Raw genomic sequence first — 21,476 nt, 5'->3', positions numbered from 1 at the left:
GCATGGTTCGACGCATCATTGAAGCTGCCCTACGCTCCTTTGCGGTACGGAAAAACGTAAAGTTTGGCTTCGGGTTTCATGTTGGACCAGGGTCCGTGCTTTGGGCACCCAGATCCCTCACCATTGGCAAGGACGTTTACGTTGGAAAGAACGTCACAATCGAAGTCGATGGTGAAATTGGTGACGGAGTTCTTATCGCTAATCTTGTCGGCATTGTGGGTCGCACAGATCATGATCTACGTGAAATCGGAACTAGCATCCGTCGCAGCCTGTGGGTAGGTAATGATCCTGAGCGGCTGAGTCAGGCCACGACAATTGGATCAGACGTTTGGATCGGGTACGGGGCGGTGGTCCTGTCCGGCATCTCCGTCGGAGACAGTTCGGTCATCGGTGCCGGCTCGATCATTACGCAAGACATACCTTCTAATTCCATCGCCGTTGGAAGCCCTGCACGGGTACTCGGCCCCAGATTCACCGATGAGGAGCTCGACGAGCATTGGAAAAAATTGAGGAAATCCGGTCACCGCATACTCATTGGGAAGCCAGTTTCCGAAGCATGAAGGTCGCCATCATTCACCCTTGGTTCCCCCAGTACCGCGTCGGATTCTTTGAGCATCTCGTGAGGCGAGGCGCTGAAGAGGGCATTGATATTTCCATTTTTTACGGAGACTCTCCCCCTGAGTGGAAAGATCGTAATGACGCTCGGGCCTCTGAGGAATTCACCCGTTTGCCCACCCAGTTCTTCCATCTGCGCGGTCGAACCTTGAATCGAAAGTCTCTTAGGCCGTTCAGAGCCCACAGGCACTTTGACCTTGTGATCGTTGAGCAAGCCGTGCGCAACCTTGAGACGTACCAGCTCTGTTTCTCTCGGGTGCCCCTCGCATATTGGGGTCACGGTAAGACCTACACAATGCAGGTAAGTGAGATCCAGGAACGTTTGAAGCAGTGGCTCACTCGTAGAGGAGCTTGGTTCTTCGCCTACACATCTGGTGGCGTTGAGGCAGTAGTCAACGCAGGGTATCCACGGATGAAAACTACGGTCGTGCAGAACTCAATCGATACGTCAACGCTGCGGAGAGAAATCGAAGCGGTCGACGTGACCACAGTGGCAACTTTCAATGCCCAGCACGACCTCCACGGCAAGACTGCTCTGTTCATTGGTGGTCTTGACTCCAGCAAACGTCTCAGTTTTTTGCTCGAGGCGGCGGATGCAGCGCACAAGCTCGACTCTGATTTTCGGCTCCTCATTGTTGGCGCCGGCATCGAACAGAATCTTGTGGAATGCGCCGCAGCTTCTATGGCGTGTGTCAAGTACTTGGGGTCGTTATTTGGCCCTGACAAGGCACTTGCGATCACGGCATCCCAGGTGATGGCGATGCCAGGGCGAGTTGGGCTCGTGGCCGTCGACAGTTTCGCGGGTGCGACACCGATAGTTACCACCGGTTGGCCGTGGCACGCTCCCGAATTTGAGTATCTGGAATCGGGGGTTAACGCCGTGGTCGCTGCCGACAACATCGATGACTTTGCACGCGCCTTGGTCGCCACTCTTCAGAATCCAGTCACGCTTGCCGCGATGCAGCAGGCCTGTATCGAAGCTAGTGATCGCTACACAGTTGAGGCGATGGTAGAGAACTTCATCGTGGGCATCCAGAGTGCTTTGGAGTCCCGTCCATGACGCTGCACGTGATCATGGCCTGTCACAACCGTCGCGAGCTGACTCTGCGGGCCGTAACTTCCATTATCGCGGCTGCAGATGCTGCCGGGATGGCTGTTGACTTCACCGTTTTTGATGACGGCTCGACAGATGGGACAGAAGGGGCGCTGAGGTCTCTGAAAGTACCCATTTTGATCCTGCGCGGGGACGGTTCAGCGTACTGGGCAAGAAGTATGGCGGCAGCTGAGTCAAGCGTTTTGGCTCGTGACGACTTGGGGACCGGCCCAAATGAATGGATCGTTTGGCTAAACGACGACGTCACTGTCGATATATCGGCCATCCTTCAGTTCTCTAACTTTTTCAAATCGTCCGTCACCTCTCCTCCCATGAAAACGGTTGTTGTGGGGGCTATGCGTGATCCGCAGACGGGTGGCATCACCTACGGAGGACTGACCAAGACGGGATGGCACCCTCTCAGGTTTACTCAGGTGAGCCCCGGAGTCGCACCCATACGCATCGACACGTTCAACGGGAACCTCGTCTTTGTGCCCGTACCTGTTGCACGTGCTCTTGGAGGCATTGACGGAGATTTTTCACATGCCTTGGCAGATATTGACTATGGAATGCGTTGTCGGCGTCTGCAGGTACCGGTTGTGTTGTTGTCGGCCACCTTGGGAACGTGTTCGAGGAATCACCCTGACCCCGAAGATGGTTTGGCCCGCAAGTGGCAGCGGTTCATCGGTGCCAAGGGGGGCGGTAACTTTTCATCGCTGAGGAGAATTATTCACAAGGACGCACCACGTTTGTGGCCGCTCTACGTCGCTGCCACCTACTTGCTTTGGTGGATTCGAAATGTCACAGGAACTGCTTGTGCACGCCGCAAAGTCCATGAGCAAGCGTGAGCAGAGTATCGTTGACTAGAAGGTATATACATCTTGGCTAAAATCCTCGTGTCCTTTGCAACTCGCCCTGGTAAAGGGAGTGAGGGCGGAGTCGGCTGGGCGTTCGTTTCACAGGCGGCGCTGTGGGCCGTCAATAACGCTGAGGACCTCTACGTGGTGATTGACCAACGCGATCACGATGTTGTGCTGAGGGCCCTCGCTGGGCTTGGCAATGTGGGCACGAATGTGAAGGTCGTACCAGTGTCGGTGCCGAGAATGTTGCTCAAGACGTTCGGCGATAGCCGCAACCGCGCAACCTATCTCGGTTGGAGCGTTGGCGCTCGAGCATGCGTCGCGAATCTCGTCGATTCAGGGACAGTAGACGTGGTGCATCAAGTGACGTTTGCGAGCACGTCGCTGCCCCACGTTCTACCCAGCGGGGACAAGAGTGTGCGAACAATTTGGGGCCCTGTGATGGTGCCATCGGCGCCCGTCCACTCGCAAGGGAAAAGACCCAGACCTATTGAGGTCGTCGGGGTTTGGGGCCTTAGGAAACTCGGCAAATTTCACGCTAGAAACGTTGATCTCGTGATCGCAACCAACGAATTCACGAGGAACTGGTTAATGCCACGCGAATGTGACTTGGAACCCAACATCGTTATTGATGTTGACCAATTCCCACGAATCGCGGTTGAAAACGATCTATTGACCATGTCAGGGCTGCTGATCAACAGGAAAAGGCCCTGGATCGCGCTGGAAGCCCTGCTTGATCCGAGGCTAGCGAACTATCGGTTGAATATTGTTGGCGATGGTCCCTTACGGCCAGTGTTGGAGGGGTTCGCAAAGCGGTCGGGTTTGGTGCCGCGCGTTAACTTTCTAGGCGTGGTTGACCGCGAAGAGGCCCTACGGTTAGTTGCGGCTTCACGTGTTCTGTTGCACCCGGCGGCCAGAGAAGGAGCCTCATGGGCAGTCGGCGAGGCTGCAGCCCTTGGTGTTCCTGCAGTGGCAGTTCAAGGCAGTGGTGCGGATAGCACAATCAGGCTCTCGCAGAACGGCGGATTTGTTGTGAGGTCCGATCAACGCAACTTGGTCAATGCATTCGCTGAAGCAATCCTTACTGTTCTTTCCCGTCCGCGCCCGTTGCCCTCCACGCGATGGAGTGCAGCCCGATTCCCGGCCCTTTTTGACAAATGGTGGTTGCAAGATGACCGAAAGGTTGAGGACGATTAGGGCAAGCACAGAGTGTCCGGTTTCCCCTCAACAGGACTTGAGCAGGGCGCTAAGTTCTGACCGCGGTACGTACATTCATGCGGTCCGGGCATTCGGTGTCCTGTTAGTCACGCGAGAGCCCAGCAGCCTTGACTTCAGTTCCGTCAAAGTCAGAGCGCACCGAATCTGTGTTTCTTGCTTTGAGAAGGTCGGGGGCCGCTGGTGGGTTCAGGATCGGCCAAGAGAGGCGACTCGCCAGTCAGAAAGTGATATCGAATGAGAGTACTTCACCTGCTCGGCTCGCTGCAGCCGAGCGGCATGGAACGGATGCTTGTTTCTGCTGTCGGGAGTCTTAATGCTGCCGGAATCGAAACGATCATTGTTGGTCAGGGCGAAAATAATTCTTTCGAGGAGGAACTGCGTCAAGTTGGCTACAAAGTCTTCATCATTCCAAGAGTGCGAACAATACGAGGACTTGCGGCCTGGTTTGAGCTGGTCGTGCGACTGGCCCCGGATGTGGTGCATATTCACGCGGAGCAGGCATTTTCAGCGGCTGTGATCGCCTCGCGTCTAGCCTCGTCCAGGACCCCAATTATTCGAACCATTCACGGTCTATTCGCACCGAAGGGGAGGAGTCTGCGGTCCCGTAGGCTACAAGCCCTTGCCTCAGACCGATTCGTGGCGCGATTCGTGGCGCCATCTCCTGACGTGCAGGATAATGAACGCCGATTCGGGAGGGAATGCGACCTTGTCTACAATTGGGTTGATGATCGCTTTTTTCATGTCGGACGGGCGAGGAGATCTCGACCGACTTCAATACGGTCAAGAGTATCGGCCGTGCTCGTCGGCAACGCATCCCCGATAAAGAATCAGGTACTTGCCCTAGAAGCACTCGAAGGCCTGCCGATTGACTTGTTCTTTCATGGGAGTGAAGTTGGTGCGAGCCCGCTTGAGGTCGCGATCCTTGACCGGCTGGCCCTGGCAGGGCGATTGCTGCATCGTGGGATGGGGGACCCAGCGAAGAGCCTCTCGGACGCAGATGTGTTCTTGCTGCCTTCCAAGCACGAGGGATTCTCTGTCGCGCTTGCAGAGGCTTTGACTGCGGGGGTGCCCTCGATTATCGCGCCCGCTCCGGGGCTTTCTTGGGCAACCACCCAGCCGCTCGTGTCAGTCGTGGGCACTGATGTAGATAGTTGGCGGACTGCCTTAGGGGCGGTCCGTGCTCGCGATGGACAAGACCAAACGCCAGAAATGCCGATTATCGATTTCTCTGCACGGCGGGGTGTGAGGGAGTATTTGGCACTGTACTTGTCTGTAACCCATCAAGGAATGAGCGCAGCCGATGACTAGCCCCAACGCGGGATATTCAGGTGCCATTACGCCCCGGGCACGTTACTTGGTTCTGATAGGTCTTTTACGAAAGCTTGTATTTTGAGTTCGCTAACGCAATGGGTCGTCCAAAACATGAGTGTTATTGTTGCGCTCTTGGTCGCATTTCCGTGGGTAGTAGTGATACTGCCGAAGCTTGTGACGTCCATCGTCGAGGGCAGCCCCCTCGCATCGATCGTCGCGATCTGGTCGCTTGCATTTGGTTGTATTGCGCCGGTGGCTCTGGATCCCGGTTTTTATCAGGGCTTAACAACGTCCCCCTCCAACGCCTCGGCGTTGGCGTGGCAGCTGTTCCTTGCTGTCGCGATGCTGCTGTGTCTCGCGCTCGTTCTCGCTGTTCCGCAGAGGGGGTGGCGTACGTCTCGGGTCGCTCTCGCCGCGGTCGCGCTCTGGGGCGTGCTGGCCGTGAGTTCAATTATTCAAGGTCAGAACGTTATGAATCTTGGAATAACAATCGGCATCGCGCTCATCGTGGGAAGCAGCCAAGCAAGCTTCGAAAATCTGCTTTGGCATGGCAGGGCGATACTTCGAACCGTCATAGCGCTCTCGCTTGCTCTCTGGGCTTTGGCTCCGAATGATGTGATGCGGTCAGCGGTCGGAGGTGGACGCGACCTTCTCGGTATCGGTCAGCTGATGGGAGCCACGACTCACCCCAACGCGCTTGGACCAGTCGCTGCGGTTGCGTTTCTTATTGAAATCTTCAATCGCCCTCAGTCGCGCTATCGAGGGGTCTTCATGGTCGCTGCCTTGGTCTGTCTCGTGTTCGCTCAGTCGAGGAGCGGTTGGGCGGCAGCCCTTGTCGGGCTCCTCGTTCTTTGGGGAGCACGCGGCGAGGCCGCACATGCGCGGACGGCGCGGCTGGCCGTGATGGTCCCTGCCGGGCTGGCGACCGTTGGAGTGCTGTTGCTCGGGATTCAATCTATCGACGCAGATGTGCTGCTTTCAGGGCGTGTCCAAATTTGGACAACGCTATGGCCCTTGTTCCTGAGTTCACCCATTATTGGTCATGGAATTGAAGTTCTCTCTGTGGAGAACCGGTCAGGAATGGGATGGATCGTTTCAGAGCATGCTGGACAGGCGCACAATCAAGTCGTGCAGACGCTCATTGACAGCGGATTGTTGGGGGTGATTGCCTTGTGCACCTTGACCGCCGTGCTCTTCGGGCGAGCCCTCAACTCCGCCACCATGAGCCGGCCCCTGCTGCTCGCCGTGCTTAGTGCAGGGGGCGTCGTAACGCTTGTGGAGGCACCACTCAAATCGCAGCTATCGGGCGTCAGCTTCGTAGTTATATTGATTCTCGCCTTGCTCAGTTCAAGAGAGGCGACTCCCGCTGGGGCATCCAGATATGAGCGGCCCGGCCATCCCGCCAGACGCCCTATCACTAGCGCGGGGCCCCTTCGAGCGGCCCGCGATCTGCGGAAGCCTAGATCCGCGAGGAACTCCATTGGGATGACGGGCCAAGCGTCAATGTCGAGTGCCACATGCACATAGCTGTCGTCGGCCCGTCGAACCCCGAAGAGTTCGCCTCGGACCTCGGGACCTATTCCTCCACCTTGTCCTTTCCCCAAGGGATGGGCGGCACCCCAGTCAATAGCCTCGTTCGGGAACTTCTGGATATGGGCCATCAAGTTTCCCTGATTACCGCCTCGGTGACGCCCAGTACTGTCTGGAGGGTAAATGGTGAGCGCTTATCGATCGCTGTCGTCCCCTATCGCTCGCGTTCTAGGGACAGGGCCCTTGACTTATTTCGGCAAGAGAAAAAGGCTCTGGCACTTGAAATTGCGGCATGCGATGCGGATGTATTTCACGCCCATTGGACCTACGAATTTGCCCAGGCTTGCCTTGATGCCCGCGCACAACCGCTGATCGTCACTGCTCACGACGCCCCTTTCACAGTTCTTCGCCACATGCCGGATGGATATCGTCTGATTCGAGCTTTCATGGCGTTGCGCGTTAGGGCATCTGTTGAAAACCTAACCGCAGTGAGTCCCTCTCTTGCTACGAGATGGACTCGGCAAATGCTCTACAGGCGCGAAATACCAGTGATCACAAACCCAGTTCCCAAGATGGAATTCCCGGCTACGAGAACGACCGCTCATCCCGTAATTGTCGATGTTTCAAGTTCTTCCCCCCTGAAGAACGTCAGAACTCTCCTTGCAGCGTTTTCTCTCGTACGCAGAAGGCATCCAGCGGCGGAACTGAGACTCGTCGGTCCGGGGCTTCAAAGCGGAGGCGAGATGGAGATCTGGGCGCTTAAAAAAGGCTTGGAATTCGGTGTGACGTTTGTTGGGCCAGCGAATCGATTCGGCGTTGCTTCAGAACTTAAGAATGCAACGGTTTTCTGCCACACCTCTCGAGAAGAATCTCACGGGATTTGCCTGCTGGAAGCGATGAATGCTCGCCTTCCTATTGTCGCGGGAATAGATTCAGGCAGTGTCGGGTGGACCCTTTTCGAGGGGGAGGGCGGTCTGCTGGTTGACGTGATGGACCCTGAGGTCGTTGCCGCTGCCATCTCCAAAACGCTGGAAGACCCAACAGGAACCGCTGCTCGAGTTGCTCGGGCTGAAGAACTCATGACCGCTCGATATTCCCCGCGGTTGATCGCGAGTCAGTACCTTCAAGAATATCAAAAGGTCGTGGCACTAGAACCGCGTTGAGAGGAGGTCCGATTTGGTTGGGGTGCTGAGAATTCAGGTAGCCTCACTGAGGGGTGTTGCCCGCATGCGGTGATCCGCGGGCCTGCGTTGGCGCAGCAAACCCACACGATAGAGAGAAGACAGAAATTGTCCGTGGATAGACTCCGCATTCTGTATGTTCCAAACGAATCGGGTTTGTCGAGGCAGGTTGGATTCAGAAGGACCTTCGCAAACCTGTCTGAGGCGGGTTTGATCGAGGACGTTAGTATTTTCAGCCTGCAACTTCGTATTTCCAATGGTGGTGATCCAGAACGACATCGACAGGACCTTATAGCGCGAGTGCGGGACTTCCGCCCAAATGTTGTTCTAATGCAGCACCTGGGTGCTACTGGGCTCAGGCTCGATCATTTCCGAGCCATGCGGCAGACGTGTCAATTTGAGCTCATCTACCACGAGGCCGATCCCTATAGCCGATACTTACATCCACTGACTCACGAGGCTCGGGCAGCTGGCCGCGCCGCAGATGTCGTCTACACCGTAGGTTCTGGCGTCTTCGCTGACAACTTCCGGCGCAATGGGGCCCGTGACGTGCGTTGGGCGCCACATGTATTTGAGCCGGATCGAGCCCGATATGTGGGTGTTAGCGATGAGAGCAAGCGCAACTTCGACGTCGTAGTAGTCGCGAATCGAAACATACCCAGATTTCGGGGCCTTCCCAATTGGAAAGATCGCATTCAGTTCATCGCCAAGCTGCAGGAACGTTTCGGGGACCGACTCGCACTCTATGGGAGGGGCTGGTCTGGCCCGGGAGCAATGGGCCCTGTTGACTCAGCTCTGCAACATGACGCGATTCGATCTGCTTGGATAAGCGCAAACTGGGACCACTTCGCGACCGAGCCACGTTACTTCTCAGATCGACTCCCGATTTCTCTAGCTGCGGGGTCGATACATGCGACAACGCACCACGCGGGTTACGACGAACTGTTCCCTCCCAGTACCAACGAGTTTCTAATCTTCGGTAAGTCTCAAGAGGGTCTTGTCGACTCGATCGAAAGAGTCCTCACGGAGACAACGCCGGCTGAACGACTCGAGGCGGGCAGAAAAGCCCAGAGTTTTTCCCAGGCTCTCTATCGGCAGGATGATCAGATCGTTAAATTCCTGAACTACAAAAACACCCGAGTTGATCCGATTAAGGCTTCGGCTGCATGGGACCCTGATTCCCTCTCCCTGCACAGCACCTGATGCGGTGTAGCAATTCCATAGCTAGGTGGCACCTGGCTCCTGAAAGCTCTGATCGTGCAAATCGGTGGAACTTCGGATTGCCGGCACATTGCGAACCTTCTGTTCAGGGGAAAGGGCTGGTCCTTCGTCTTACACCTCTCGACTTAGTCCTTGAGGGACCCGAGTTCGCGAGACGAGATTGAGTACCGGCCGGAGGCTCCTAAGAGGTGCGGCTTGGATATATGGGGCGCAGATAGCAACAATAGTGACGCAATTCGCGTATGCAGCAGTCACCTCTCGGCTCGTAACTCCTGCTGGATTCGGCGCTTATGCTGTCGCGCTAACTGTCACAGGGCTCGTGACGCTCCTCGCGACTGGCGGCCTTGGGCAAACAGTTTCGAGGATGCTGGATCTCAACCGGGATCGACTGCGCGCTCTGGTTAGCTATGCGTTGATTCTTGGTGGAGTCGGAGGATCGGCCCTCTATTTCAGCGCGCCATTTTGGACTTGGTTGTGGGGTGTCGACGAGGCATTGGAGCCGATCAGATGGCTTTCTATCATTGGATTCGTAAGCCCATTTATAGGCCTCTCGACTGGCTTGATGGCGCGTTCAGGCAAATTCAGACAATTGGCTTTGATCACCGTTGCAAGCAACGTGATGGGTATGGCAGTGGGCGCAATTGCGGTCATGACTTGGCAATCTGCGAGTTCTCTTGTTGTCTCCGGGGCTTTGGCGCAGCTTCTCATTCTCGGAGGATCGTTGTTTGCAACGGACAGGCAGCTCCTCGGTCTCGCGAAGCTTAAACATGGACACGGAGACATAGGGTTTAGTGGAAAGCTCATGTTTGCCAGCTTCTTGAGCTATTTGACTGGCAACATAACCAAGTTCAGTTTGACCAGAGCGGTTGGTGCGGCGACTTTAGGCCATTGGAATCGCGCTGAAGTCGTGTCCGTCATTCCGTTCCAGCACATTCAAAATGCCCTGATTAAGGCTGCGTATCCGGAATTTAGGCATGACATTGCAGATGCGCATCGCGCGAAAAGAGTTTGGACCGACATGCTCATTCTCACGGCCTGGATCGCTTTTGGGTTGAGCGCCTGTGGTGCAGCACTAATCCCTCCTCTCGTGCCGGTTGTTTTTGGACCTGGCTGGGAAATAGCTGCTTCGCTGGCCGGCCCGCTGGCCATCGCTGGGGGGCTTCAAATAGTCACAACTTTGTTGGCGAGTGGGATCGAAGCTCTGGGCCGTTTTCGCTGGGTGTGGTCGACCGACGCTATTCTCATCTCGCTCCAAGTGGGTGCCGCTGCCCTTATATTCTTATACGAAGACATCTTCGTTGCCATTGTTGCGATCTTTCTAACGAATATAGTTCGCCATGCATGGCAAGTGTGGCTCGCGGGACGGGGTGGCTATCTCAACGTTCCACGTTTGCTTCAAAATTATCTTCTAGCTGCGAGCGTCTCAGCCTCGCTCGGCGCGATCATCTGGGCGATAGTAAAACTGGCGTCAATGTCGGGAGATCATCCAAGTGAATGGTTCTGGACACTTTCCCTAGCTGCCGTTGTCGTGTTTGCACTCTTCATATTCAGGGAGAAAATCCCCGCTGTCGTAATCGCGAGGCAGTACGGCTTTATCCCCAAGCGTTCGTCGCAGTGAGCTTGCGACCACGGGCCAAGCTCGAGTTGAACAAGCCAGTGGTGCCAGCTTTGAAGAATTAACCGAATACCGAATACCGAATACCGAATACCGAATACCGAATACCGAATACCGAGTACCGAATTGTCGAAACGATGGCCGTCTGTGCCAGCCGCACTGAATCACACCAGATCATTGCGGCTGGACTTCGGGCGCCCTTGGCAGTTGTCACGATCGGGTCAAACCAGGCGAGGCGGCCACCATCGATCGATATGATTATCTGGTCAGGGGTTTGGCAGCAGATGACCGCACAAGCGGTCGATCCCTGCCCGCTAAGGAAAAAGGAACTCTATGGCAAAGCGCGCATTCATCACCGGTATTACAGGTCAAGACGGCTCCTACCTTGCCGAACTGCTGCTTTCAAAAGGCTATGAGGTGCACGGGCTGATTCGTCGTGCGTCGACGTTCAACACGTCGCGTATTGACCACCTGTATGTGGATCCGCATGACCCGGCGGCCAAGTTGTTCCTGCATTACGGTGACTTGAGCGATGGCAGCCGTCTGGTGACGTTGCTTGCTGAGATCAAGCCGGATGAGGTGTATAACCTTGCCGCGCAGTCTCATGTGCGGGTGTCGTTTGATGAGCCTGAGCACACGGGGGACACGACCGGGATGGGCACCATTCGGTTGCTTGAGGCGGTGCGGATGTCGGGCATTACGACACGCTTCTACCAGGCGTCTTCATCCGAGATGTTTGGCGCTACCCCGCCGCCGCAGAATGAGGAGACGCCGTTTTACCCGCGTTCCCCGTATGGTGCGGCGAAGGTGTACAGCTACTGGATCACGAAGAACTACCGTGAGGCCTACGGCATGTTCGCCGTCAATGGCATTCTCTTCAACCATGAGTCCCCGCGCCGCGGCGAGACGTTCGTGACGCGCAAGATCACCCGTGCGGTCGCGGCGATCAAGGCCGGCACGCAGGACCACGTGTATCTCGGTAACCTGGACTCGATCCGGGACTGGGGGTATGCGGCGGAGTATGTCGAGGGCATGTGGCGCATGCTGCAGGTCGATGAGCCCGATGACTTCGTTCTCGCCACCGGCGGCAACTTCACCGTGCGCGAATTCGTTGAGACGTCGTTCAGCCACGCAGGGCTCAACTGGGAGGACCACGTTCGGTTCGACGAGCGGTACCTTCGCCCGACCGAGGTCGATGCGCTCGTGGGTGACGCTTCCAAGGCTGAAGCCAAGCTGGGCTGGAAGGCCACTGTCGATACCGCTGAACTGGCTCGCATCATGGTTGACGCTGACATCACGGCGCTGCGGCATTCCGGCAGCCGGTGGATCGATGAGGTCAAGCTTGCGAGTTGGGGCACTGCCCCCGTCAGCGTCGGAGCGAACTGACGATGGCTATCGTTGCAGCCTCCACTGCTGGCGACCGGGAGCAGGATTCCTTCGTTCCGGCGGCGTTGGAGCGGGCTTCCCGGTTCTATGTGGCGGGCCACCGCGGCCTCGTGGGTTCCGCGATCTGGCGTCACCTCGAGGCTGAAGGGTTCACGGACCTCGTCGGCCGGTCATCGGCCGAGCTGGATTTGAAGGACCGAGACGCGGTCTTCGCATTCTTCGCCGAGACCAAGCCACGTTACGTCGTTCTCGCCGCCGCGAAGGTGGGTGGCATCCTCGCCAACAACACCTACCCGGTGGATTTCCTCAGCGACAACCTGCGTATCCAGGTCAACGTGCTCGATGCGGCCGTGAAGTATGGGGTGGAGCGGTTGCTGTTCCTGGGCTCGTCCTGCATCTACCCTAGACTAGCGCCGCAGCCGATCCGGGAAGACTCTCTCCTGACTGGGCATCTCGAGCCCACGAATGACGCGTATGCGATCGCGAAGATTGCGGGTATCCTCCAGATTCAGGCTGTGCGACGCCAGTACGGACTTCCCTGGATCGCAGCGATGCCGACGAACCTCTACGGCCCCGGAGATAACTTTTCGCCCACGGGTTCGCATGTGCTGCCGGCGCTCATCCGCCGGTACGACGAGGCCGCGAAGTCGGGTGCGCCGAGTGTGACCAACTGGGGTACTGGCACTCCGCGACGTGAGTTCCTGCACGTTGACGATATGGCGGCGGCTTGCCTGCACCTGCTGGAGAATTACGACGGGCCGGAGCAGGTCAACGTGGGCACCGGGAGTGACGTCACGATCCGTGAGATCGCGGAGACCGTGGCCCGGGTGGTCGGGTTCACCGGTGAGACAGAGTGGGACACCACGAAGCCAGATGGCACCCCGCAGAAGCTGCTCGACGTGTCCAAGCTCGCCCAGGCAGGCTGGACGGCGCAGATTGGCCTTGAAGACGGGCTGCGCTCAACCGTGGAGTGGTATCACGACCACGCGAACTCAATCAGGCAGTAGCAGGGGTGTCGGCCAACCGTTGTGGGTGCGAGCGATGGCGACATTGGTCCAATCGGTCGCGCAGTCGCAAATAGGCTGAACCTTATGGAAGACAACGCATGAAGATTTCAGTTATCGGCTGTGGCTACCTTGGGGCGGTGCATGCTTCGGCAATGGCCGAACTCGGGCACGACGTGGTGGGCATCGATATCGACGCCCACAAGATCGAGCAGCTCGCCGCGGGGAAACCGCCGTTCTACGAGCCGGGCTTACCTGAGATCCTGACGTCGGCCATGGCCTCGGGCCGGCTGCGCTTCAGCACCGACATCGCCGAGGCCGCCGGCGCTGAGGTGCACTTCATCGGCGTCGGCACCCCTCAGAAGGCCGGCAGCCACGCTGCCGATCTCACCTACGTTGACGCTGCCATACAGTCGCTGCTGCCTCACCTCGCCGCCGGAGACCTGGTTGTGGGCAAGAGCACGGTGCCGGTTGGCACCGCGGCTCGCCTTGCCGCCGTGATCGAGGCTTCCGGCAGCGGCGCGACCCTCGCCTGGAACCCCGAGTTTCTGCGCGAGGGCTTCGCCGTGAAAGACACCATTCGCCCCGACCGGCTGGTCTACGGCGTTGCGCCCGGCGAGGCTGGCGAGCAGGCTACGGCCTTGCTGAACGAGGTCTATGCCTCGGCTATGGCCGCGCAAACGCCCCTGATCGTCACCGACTACGCCACCGCCGAGCTTGTGAAGGTCTCGGCGAATGCGTTTCTTGCCACCAAGATCAGCTTCATTAACGCTATGTCGGAGATTGCCGATGCCTCTGGGGCGAACATCACCGAGCTCGCCGACGCCATTGGCTTCGACGTGCGCATTGGCCGCAAGTTCCTCAACGCCGGCGTCGGGTTCGGTGGCGGCTGCCTGCCCAAGGACATCCGAGCGTTCACCGCTCGAGCCGAAGAACTAGGGCGGGGAGACTCGGTCGCCTTTTTGAAGGAGGTCGACGCGATCAACCTGCGGCAGCGGCAGCGGGTCGTTGCCATGACCCTGCAGGCTCTGGACAAGCCCGTTTACACCGCCAAGGTGGCCGTGCTGGGGCTGAGCTTCAAGCCGCACTCCGATGACGTGCGCGACTCGCCAGCCCTGGACGTGGCCGTGCAACTGCGGGGTCTCGGCGCCGATGTGGTGGCAACGGACCCGCAGGGAATTGAGAACTCGCGGTTGCGGCATCCGCAACTCACCTACTCGACCAGCATCGAGGAGACCTTGCGTAACGCGGACGCGGTAGTGCTGGTCACCGAGTGGGCCGAGTTCAAGCAGATCGACCCGGTCTCGGCGGCCACACTCGTGCGTGTGCCCATCATCATCGACGGCCGAAACACTCTCGACGCTGCCGCTTGGCGCGCTGCGGGCTGGACATACCTGGGACTCGGACGGCCGTAATGGCTGGCCTATCTCATTCCTCGGTGACGAAGCCGAAACGCCGAGGGCTACGGATTGTTGTCATCGCCATCGTGGCAGTGTTTCTTCTCGTTGTCGGCGCTGTGGGTGTCTATGCGTGGAGCCTGAGCAACACGTTTGACACCCAGACAGTGAAGATTCCGGATGTCTTTCCCGACGAGACGTCGCGCCCGACGGTGCCACCTGTTGATGCGTCGAGCGGGCAGAGCACGAGCGGGCAGAACATCCTCCTACTCGGCTCTGACACCCGCGGTGCCAACGACGGGTCCATCGCTGACCTGACCGGCCAGCGCTCGGACACCATCATGGTGGTGCACGTGCCGGCGGACCGCGAGAACATCTTCGTCATGTCGGTTATGCGTGACAGCTGGCTCGAGATTCCGGGCCGTGGCAAGGCCAAGATCAACGCCGCCATGTCTTATGGTGGAGTGCCACTGGCTGTGCAGACCGTTGAAGGTCTGCTGGGTGCGCGCATCGACCATGTAGCCATTGTCGACTTCACCGGTTTCAAGGGCATCACAGATGCACTGGGCGGCGTCGACATCGACAATCCGATCGGATTCGACTCGTCCCATCTGAAGGGGCGTTACTTCGCCGAGGGAACCCACCTCTTGAACGGTACGGAGGCCCTGGCCTTCGTGCGGGAACGCTACGCATTCTCTGACGGCGACTTTCAGCGCGCACGCAACCAGCAGGCATTCATCAAGGCCGTTCTCGGCAAGTCGCTGACAGCGGAAACCCTCACAAATCCGGCCAAGATTAGCGGCCTGGTCGGGGCGATTGCTCCCTATCTTGCCGTCGACGACGGGTTGGACTCGGCGTACGTGGCCGGTTTGGCCGTGGAACTTCGCGACGTGCGCGTGGGCGACGTGACGTTCTTCACTCTGCCGACGACGGGCACTGGCACCTCACCGGATGGACAGTCGATCGTCGTTATCGATCAAGACAAGTTGAAGGCTGTGCAGAAGGGGTTTCAGACGGGCACTCTAGATGCGGTCCAGCCGGAGTTGCAGCCGGCGGGTTGACGGGCCACGGGCCTGTTCGGTGCAGGTCTTCCTCCTTAGCCGCGGCGGGTCTATGGTGGCGGCACCGCTGACCCGGGCGGGGCCGAGGAGGCAACCCGATGCCTACGATTTCGTTACGCTTTTCCTTCCTTCAATGGCGTCTCAACAGGACCAACCGCTGTCTTCAATGTTCGCGGCCGATCTGCGACCCGAGCCGCAAGTACTGGTGTTCGGACAAGTGCGACGAAATCGCAGCCCGGCAACTGCGCTGGTAGGTATAACTCGCGTGCAACCAGTGCGGTCGCCCCAGAGTTTTTGCGCGCGTTGGCAGATACGGGGCGAATGGCCGGCATGGGTTAGCGTACGTAGGTGACTGATTCAACCGACGACCGCGCCGCCGCTCACGCCCGACCTCGGGGGGTAAAGAGCCGTCACCGCCGGGTTCTGATCACTCTCGCTGTGCTCATCGGACTCGTCGTTCTGCTCGGTGCCGCCGGGGGATGGGTCGGCTCTCGGGCGCTGACTGCCAAAGCAGAGCTCGAAAAGGCGCAGACCCTCGTGGGTGCCCTGAAGACCCAGGCCACGGCCATGGACTTCGCGGGCATCGGTGACACATCTACGAAACTCTCCGTCGCTACGAGCAAGGCTGTCGATCAGACTCATGACCCGCTGTGGCGGGCTGCGGAAATCGTTCCATTCATCGGCACCAACTTCACGGCCGTGCGCCGGATGGCAGAGGCCATCGACGTAGTGGCGCAGGATGCGGTCGCGCCGATCGCCTCAGTGGCGTCAGGCCTGAGTGCCGCGTCGCTGAAGCCCGTTGACGGAAAGATTAACCTCGGGCCGATCGTGGAGCTGAACACAGCCCTCGCCACGGCGAGCACCGCGCTCGATTCGGCGGCGGTAGCTGTTGCCGATATTGAACTCGACGGCACCATCGAGCAGATCAGCGCGGCCGGCACCAAGCTCTCGACCATGCTCGACGGCGCGGCGACTAGCGTGAGGGACGTGAACTCGTTCACCTCGGTGGCACCCGACATGCTCGGAGCCTCGGGGCCACGTACCTACATTCTCGTTTTCCAAAACCTAGCTGAGACAACCGCGCTCGGTGGCACTGCCGCCGCCCTGACCGAGGTCACCGTGCTCGACGGCAAGATCAGCATCGGCCGCCAGGCGTCTAGCCAAACCTTCCTGAAAGACGCCGTGAGTCCGGCGATTGGAGAAGACGCCAAAGTCTCTTCGCTGTTCACCTCGCTGATGTACACCAGACTGAACCTCGCGACCAGCCGACCCGACTTCCCCACCGCAGCCGAGATCGCGCAGGCGTTCTGGCAACGGGACGTCGGCGGAACCGTCGACGGAGTAATCTCGATCGACCCCGTCGCGCTGGCGCATATGCTGGGCGCTACCGGCCCGGTCACGATGAGTACCGGTGATGTGCTCTCCAAGGACAACGCCGTGGCCCTGCTGCTGAACGAAATCTACTTCCGCTATCAGGGCAGAGATGGGCCCGACCAGACCGACGCTTTCTTCGCCGAGGCCGCCAAGACTATGTTCGACGCCGTGACGAACTCGCAGGCCGAACCGCAGACCATGCTGAAAGCCGTCACCCAAGGTGTCAGCGAGCACCGCATCATGGCGTGGAGCGCCCACCCCGAGGAGCAGAAGATTCTCGAAGGCACCCCCATCGCCGGCATCCTGCCCACAACCAACGATGAGTCGACCACCACGGGGGTATTCTTCCGGGATATGTCGGCATCGAAGATGGACTTCTACCTCGAAACCGGCGCGACGCTCAGTACGGATGTCTGCACCGCGGCGACCCCGACCTTCACCACGACGGCCAAGCTGCACTCCACCCTCACGCCGGAACTTGCGGCGGTGCTTCCGAGCTACGTGGCCAGCGGCGCGTGGGGCGTCAAACAGTTCCGCACCGAGGTCTTCGTCTATGGGCCTCCCGGCACGACCTTCGTGTCGTCGTCGATCGACGCCGTCGACGGGGCCGGTCTGGAGACCACCACCGACGACCTCGGCCGGCCCGTGGCACGGTTCTCGGTCATGCTGACCCCCGGTCAGACCAGCGCGGTCACGGCCGTCTTCATTGGCCCCGCCGGCACCTACGCGGCACCGGAACTGCGCACGACGCCGATGCTGAACCCGACCGCGGTCACGGTCGACGCCCCCGGCTGCAGTACCGCGAAGTAGACAAGCGGGTGCACGGATAACTGAGCGGCTCACCGATTCGCTGGCAACACGGTAGACGTTCCTGCCGCCCTGTAAGTCTGCGCCTCAGCGGCGGGGGAAAGACCGCGGCTGCTGGCGATTGGCGAAGCGAGTGCGATAGAAAAAGTTTCCAACGCCAAGCAGCACGATCAGGCTCAGGCTGCTCACCAGAACAATGACGGCGAGCGGAGACAGGCTTGAGGCCACGGAACTGGCGGAGTCCGCCGAGTCGAGCACCTCGGACGGGGTGGGGGTCGCGGTGGCCTCCGAGGTGGCTGCGGTTTCAGGTTGCAGCTGCAGTTGAAGAGGCGCAGTTGGCGTGGTCGTCGTGATGCCGAGCACGCTCAGGTCTGAGGCATCCACAGCTGTTTTCTCGTCCGAGTCTCGATCGCTGGACCGCGAGCTGCTGTAATTCGATCTGCTGTACTGCGAGCGGCTCCCCGCCGGCTCTTCATTCGAGGTCGTGGTCGGGCTCTCCTGGGTCACAGGCGCGGGAGCAACGGCTTCGGGTGCGACGGTCAGGTCGGCGGGTGCCGGTTCCGTCGGCGCTTGGCTGACCTCCGGTTCGGGTGTGTCAGTGGCCGGCGTGTCAACCGGGCTCGGGTTGACCGGGGTGGACGTTTCGGGCGGGGTCTCCGGTACTGGAACGGTCGAATCATCCGGCGGTATGACCGGCTCTTCGTTGGTCGCCGTTGCGGGTGGTTCCTCGGCCCCGGCCTTGATCGCGGGAGAGCCGATTGCGAGCGCGAATGCCAGCGATCCGGCGGCGATGGCCGCCCCCCAGGCCACCGACTTGGTCATTTGAAGCCTGTGTCGCTAGAGCGTCATGGTGATAGCGGCAAAACCGGCGATTCCCGCGGCGGCGGCCGCGACGAAGAGAAACGAGTATTGAAGTCGCTTGTGACTGCGCCCGCGTCGGAGCAGGGCTTTGTGCCCCATCTGCTCGGGGCGGATTCTAGTCACGTTTCAGCTTATGGTGCGCGTGATCGTGTGGACTACATTCCCGCGTCCCCAAAAGGGGGGTGGGTGTGCACCAGCTGGCTCCCGGCAGATCACGCGGGATCACGTGGTGGAGCGGCGGCCTCGTGCGAGTGTGTGGAAGGAATCCCGACATCCGCATTCCTGGTCGAATGGTCCGAACTCGTCGAGCAGAAACAACGGCTGGCGGCACTCGGTGGGCCGCGGTCGTCGCAGCAAGCTGGTGAGCGTGAACCCGGCGCCGTTCCAGATAGCGGAATGGTGGCATCCGGGGCACTCCATTGGCGTGGTCACGTAGCGAGCATATTCAGTGCCGAGTGCCGAGTGCCGAGTGGCGCATTAGGCGCACTTCCACCCCCAAAGGCAGCCCACCGAGGCGTTCATCACCAGGTCGACGTGATCGATCAGGGACGGGTCAATGGCGGCGATGGGCGCGTCGACGGCGCTTGAGGAGGTGATTTCCTCGGCCTGTCTTGGGGTGGCGGCGGGCGCACCTGAGCTGCCGCTGGCGCATCCACTCACCATCAGCACGCTGGCAACCAGGGCGGCTCCAGCGAGTGCTGTGCTCCTGTGACGATTCAATCTGCGCGGCAGGCTGCCCCCCAAGTTATTGTGGGCGCTGCCTGCGGCGGCGCGCCTTGTCCCTGCGCAAAACACCCCCGCGCGCTGCAAGCCTAGGGGCACTTACGCAGGCGCCCGCACTACTTCAGCAGGGCTGGGTCGCAGGCCGTGGTTTGCACAGAACTTTGACTGGCCGGTTAGGGGAGGATGGCGCTGTTCACGGAGTTCTCTCCGCCCAGCACGATGATACGGTTGGGGCGCAGCCGGGCCAGCTCGGCCTGGATGACAGCCGGGATGCCGCCGGCCTGCACGAGCAGCACGGGGGCGCCGTTCTTGGCCGCAACCGGGGCGCCGGAGAGGGCGTCCGGGAAGGTGTAGCCGTTGGCGAGGTAGACCACCGGGATGCCGGGGGCGAACGTGGCGGCTGAGATCGCGGCGGAGGCGGCGAATCGGTCCGGCCCGTGCAGGCGGGTCGCCCCGCCGGGGGCAAGCAGCGCGAGCTGGGCGGCGACGTTCGGGTCCACGGATGTCTCTCCACCCAACAGCACGATGCGCGACGGGCGCAGGCGGGTCAGTTCGGCCTGGATCTCGGTCGGAATGGCGTCTGGCCGCACGAGCAGCACGGGGGCGCCGGCTTGGGCGGCAACCGGGGCGCCGGAGAGTGCGTCGGGAAAGCTGAGGCCGCTGGCCACGTAGACCACGGGCACGCCCGGGGCGAAGCTGGCGGCTGAGATGGCGGCCGAGGCGGCGAAGCGATCCGGGCCAAAGAGCCGGGTCACGTCCCTCGAAGAGGTGAACGTGGACAGCTGCTCGGCCACGACGGCGCCCACCGAGCTCTCCCCGCCCAGAACGACGATGCGCGCGGGTTTTAGTCGCGACAGCTCGGCCTGGATGACGGCGGGGATGCCGTCGGTCTGCACGAGCATCACGGGGGCGCCGTTTTTGGCCGCGACAGGGGCGCCCGAGAGGGCATCCGGGAAATTGGTGCCGCTGGCGATGTACACCACCGGGGCTCCCGGGCCGAAGTTCGCCGCGGAGATGGCCGCCGACGCCGCGAACCGATCGCTCCCCGACAAACGGGCGCGCAGGTGGCTCCACCGGCTGGCCGGGTCCACCGTGCCGGCCTGCTGGATGTCGTCGTCGCCGATGGTGACCGACGATTGAACGCCGCCGACGCTGGCCCAGTCCGTCACCGGGCTCGGGGCTCCACCGTTCACCCGGTAGACCTGGCCGCTGGGCTTGGCGGTGACGAAGGTGCCTTCTGCGGGGTAGCGGCTCAGGTGGCTCCACTTGCCCGTGGCATTCGGTGCCCCCGCGTTGCGGATGGCGTCGCCGCCGATCGCCACGGTCGGTTGCTCGCCGCCGTAGGTCGCCCAGGTCGACACGTAGATCGGTGCGCCGCCCGCGATGCGGTAGACCTCACCGCTGGGCTTGGAGAGCACAAACGTGCCGTCGGCGGGACGCTGCGGCAGCTTGGCCCACTGGGTGTCGGAGAGGGTGATCAGCGGTTGTGGTCCGCCGAAGACGGCCCAGTCGGAGACGTAGACGGGGGCGCCGCCGACGATTCGGTAGACGTGGCCGCCGTGGAGCACGAAGACGCCCTCGGAGAGTGGCGACCCCTCGTCTTTGAAGTGGATGTAGCCGGTGGGGGCGGTGGCCGCGATCGTGCGTCGGTGATAGGCGCCGTCGGGCACGCCGTTGACGCGCCAGTTGTACTCCTCGGTGACGATGGTGCCGTTGGTGTTGACCGCCTCTACCCAGGCCAGGTGGCCGTAGGACCACCAAGCCACCGAACCCACCGACGGGTTGGTGTCGACGGTGTAGCCGCGGGCCCGGGCGTCGGCGCCCCAGCCGCTTGCGTCGTTGTAGAAGGGCATCTCGAAGCCGTTGCGGGAACTCAGCCGGTAGGCCACGAACGAGGTGCACTCTCGGTTGTACATGCGCCAGGTGTCGAACACGGAGTCGATGGGGATGTCGCGCCACTTGGCCGGGTAGTCGTCGGTGCCTGCGTAGGCGGCGGGGGCGAAGACCAGGGCTGAGGCGGCCAGGGCCAAGGCCGTCAGCAGGGCTGTCACGGCCCTGCGCAGACCGTGGGTGCGGCGGGGGCGCGGGTCGAGGCGGTGGCGCGGGCGCGATGGCGTCCGAGGGCCTGCGTGGATGTCCATCTGCGTCCCTAGAAAGTGAGACCAGGAGATGCTGCCCCGTCCCGGCAATCTCATCGTAATGGCCGGTGGCACCAAATA

16 protein-coding genes are annotated in these 21,476 nt (G+C 60.4%); 13 read left to right on the top strand and 3 right to left on the bottom strand.

All coding sequences use genetic code 11. From position 1 onward, the window contains the following. Nucleotides 1–2 precede the first annotated feature (2 nt). From E3O22_RS01015 to E3O22_RS00955, 13 genes are all read left to right on the top strand, one after another. A complete protein-coding gene (locus tag E3O22_RS01015) occupies nt 3–560 on the top strand; it encodes a DapH/DapD/GlmU-related protein (protein ID WP_134372112.1) in 558 nt (185 codons plus the stop codon). Further along, on the top strand, nt 557–1,675 hold the full coding sequence (locus E3O22_RS01010; protein ID WP_134372114.1) for a glycosyltransferase family 4 protein: 1,119 nt from the start codon (nt 557–559) through the stop codon (nt 1,673–1,675). Before E3O22_RS01015 ends, E3O22_RS01010 begins: the two co-directional genes overlap by 4 nt. Then, a complete protein-coding gene (locus tag E3O22_RS01005) occupies nt 1,672–2,556 on the top strand; it encodes a glycosyltransferase family 2 protein (protein ID WP_134395676.1) in 885 nt (294 codons plus the stop codon). The genes E3O22_RS01010 and E3O22_RS01005 overlap by 4 nt, the downstream gene beginning before the upstream one ends. 33 nt (nt 2,557–2,589) lie before the next feature. Continuing rightward, entirely contained in the window at nt 2,590–3,765 is a 1,176-nt protein-coding gene (locus E3O22_RS01000) for a glycosyltransferase (protein ID WP_134395675.1), read from the top strand. A 297-nt stretch (nt 3,766–4,062) separates the two neighbouring features. Then, on the top strand, nt 4,063–5,094 hold the full coding sequence (locus E3O22_RS00995; RefSeq protein ID WP_166785240.1) for a glycosyltransferase: 1,032 nt from the start codon (nt 4,063–4,065) through the stop codon (nt 5,092–5,094). A gap of 114 nt (nt 5,095–5,208) precedes the next feature. Then, complete coding sequence (locus tag E3O22_RS00990; protein ID WP_134395673.1) at nt 5,209–6,624, top strand: O-antigen ligase; 1,416 nt, start codon at nt 5,209–5,211, stop codon at nt 6,622–6,624. Next, nucleotides 6,615–7,790, top strand: a complete 1,176-nt coding sequence (locus tag E3O22_RS00985) for a glycosyltransferase family 4 protein (protein ID WP_134395672.1) — start codon at nt 6,615–6,617, stop codon at nt 7,788–7,790. Before E3O22_RS00990 ends, E3O22_RS00985 begins: the two co-directional genes overlap by 10 nt. Nucleotides 7,791–9,189: 1,399 nt before the next feature. Continuing rightward, entirely contained in the window at nt 9,190–10,647 is a 1,458-nt protein-coding gene (locus E3O22_RS00980) for an oligosaccharide flippase family protein (RefSeq protein ID WP_134372126.1), read from the top strand. Between the two features lie 330 nt (nt 10,648–10,977). After that, nucleotides 10,978–12,030: a GDP-mannose 4,6-dehydratase gene (gene gmd / locus E3O22_RS00975; RefSeq protein WP_134372128.1), complete on the top strand. Its 1,053-nt coding sequence runs from the start codon at nt 10,978–10,980 to the stop codon at nt 12,028–12,030. A 2-nt stretch (nt 12,031–12,032) separates the two neighbouring features. Continuing rightward, nucleotides 12,033–13,037, top strand: a complete 1,005-nt coding sequence (locus E3O22_RS00970; RefSeq protein WP_134372130.1) for a GDP-L-fucose synthase — start codon at nt 12,033–12,035, stop codon at nt 13,035–13,037. A 98-nt stretch (nt 13,038–13,135) separates the two neighbouring features. Next, nucleotides 13,136–14,449, top strand: a complete 1,314-nt coding sequence (locus E3O22_RS00965) for a UDP-glucose/GDP-mannose dehydrogenase family protein (protein ID WP_134372132.1) — start codon at nt 13,136–13,138, stop codon at nt 14,447–14,449. A gap of 23 nt (nt 14,450–14,472) precedes the next feature. Continuing rightward, on the top strand, nt 14,473–15,492 hold the full coding sequence (locus E3O22_RS00960; protein WP_166784519.1) for an LCP family protein: 1,020 nt from the start codon (nt 14,473–14,475) through the stop codon (nt 15,490–15,492). Nucleotides 15,493–15,840: 348 nt separating this feature from the next. After that, nucleotides 15,841–17,676 carry a DUF4012 domain-containing protein gene (locus E3O22_RS00955; RefSeq protein WP_134395671.1) on the top strand — a complete coding sequence of 612 codons (1,836 nt, stop codon included), beginning with the start codon at nt 15,841–15,843 and terminating at the stop codon, nt 17,674–17,676. A gap of 84 nt (nt 17,677–17,760) precedes the next feature. On the opposite strand, the gene E3O22_RS00950 is transcribed toward E3O22_RS00955, so the two are convergent. From E3O22_RS00950 to E3O22_RS00945, 3 genes are all read right to left on the bottom strand, one after another. Beyond that, nucleotides 17,761–18,495, bottom strand: a complete 735-nt coding sequence (locus tag E3O22_RS00950) for a hypothetical protein (RefSeq protein ID WP_134395670.1) — start codon at nt 18,493–18,495, stop codon at nt 17,761–17,763. A 15-nt stretch (nt 18,496–18,510) separates the two neighbouring features. Beyond that, nucleotides 18,511–18,657, bottom strand: a complete 147-nt coding sequence (locus E3O22_RS15750; RefSeq protein WP_166784518.1) for a hypothetical protein — start codon at nt 18,655–18,657, stop codon at nt 18,511–18,513. Nucleotides 18,658–19,430: 773 nt separating this feature from the next. Further along, the gene (locus tag E3O22_RS00945) at nt 19,431–21,398 is read right to left on the bottom strand and encodes a cell wall-binding repeat-containing protein (RefSeq protein WP_166784517.1); all 1,968 of its coding nucleotides are present in this window, start codon (nt 21,396–21,398) and stop codon (nt 19,431–19,433) included. Nucleotides 21,399–21,476: the final 78 nt, after the last annotated feature.

Origin of the sequence: Cryobacterium sp. TMT2-18-2 (genome assembly GCF_004402245.1) — a bacterium.
Taxonomy (GTDB): domain Bacteria; phylum Actinomycetota; class Actinomycetes; order Actinomycetales; family Microbacteriaceae; genus Cryobacterium; species Cryobacterium sandaracinum.
The sequence above is the reverse complement of the archived record's forward strand: the minus strand, read 5'-3'. Positions and strand labels throughout refer to the sequence as shown.

Excerpts from the sequence above, each read along its gene's own strand:
- E3O22_RS00985 (WP_134395672.1), top strand. The coding sequence starts at position 6,615 with ATGCACATAGCTGTCGTCGGCCCGTCGAACCCCGAAGAGTTCGCCTCG.
- E3O22_RS00950 (WP_134395670.1), bottom strand. The coding sequence starts at position 18,495 with ATGACCAAGTCGGTGGCCTGGGGGGCGGCCATCGCCGCCGGATCGCTG.
- E3O22_RS00970 (WP_134372130.1), top strand. The coding sequence starts at position 12,033 with ATGGCTATCGTTGCAGCCTCCACTGCTGGCGACCGGGAGCAGGATTCC.
- gmd (WP_134372128.1), top strand. The coding sequence starts at position 10,978 with ATGGCAAAGCGCGCATTCATCACCGGTATTACAGGTCAAGACGGCTCC.
- E3O22_RS01010 (WP_134372114.1), top strand. The coding sequence starts at position 557 with ATGAAGGTCGCCATCATTCACCCTTGGTTCCCCCAGTACCGCGTCGGA.
- E3O22_RS00965 (WP_134372132.1), top strand. The coding sequence starts at position 13,136 with ATGAAGATTTCAGTTATCGGCTGTGGCTACCTTGGGGCGGTGCATGCT.
- E3O22_RS00995 (WP_166785240.1), top strand. The coding sequence starts at position 4,063 with ATGGAACGGATGCTTGTTTCTGCTGTCGGGAGTCTTAATGCTGCCGGA.
- E3O22_RS01005 (WP_134395676.1), top strand. The coding sequence starts at position 1,672 with ATGACGCTGCACGTGATCATGGCCTGTCACAACCGTCGCGAGCTGACT.
- E3O22_RS01015 (WP_134372112.1), top strand. The coding sequence starts at position 3 with ATGGTTCGACGCATCATTGAAGCTGCCCTACGCTCCTTTGCGGTACGG.
- E3O22_RS00945 (WP_166784517.1), bottom strand. The coding sequence starts at position 21,398 with ATGGACATCCACGCAGGCCCTCGGACGCCATCGCGCCCGCGCCACCGC.
- E3O22_RS00990 (WP_134395673.1), top strand. The coding sequence starts at position 5,209 with ATGAGTGTTATTGTTGCGCTCTTGGTCGCATTTCCGTGGGTAGTAGTG.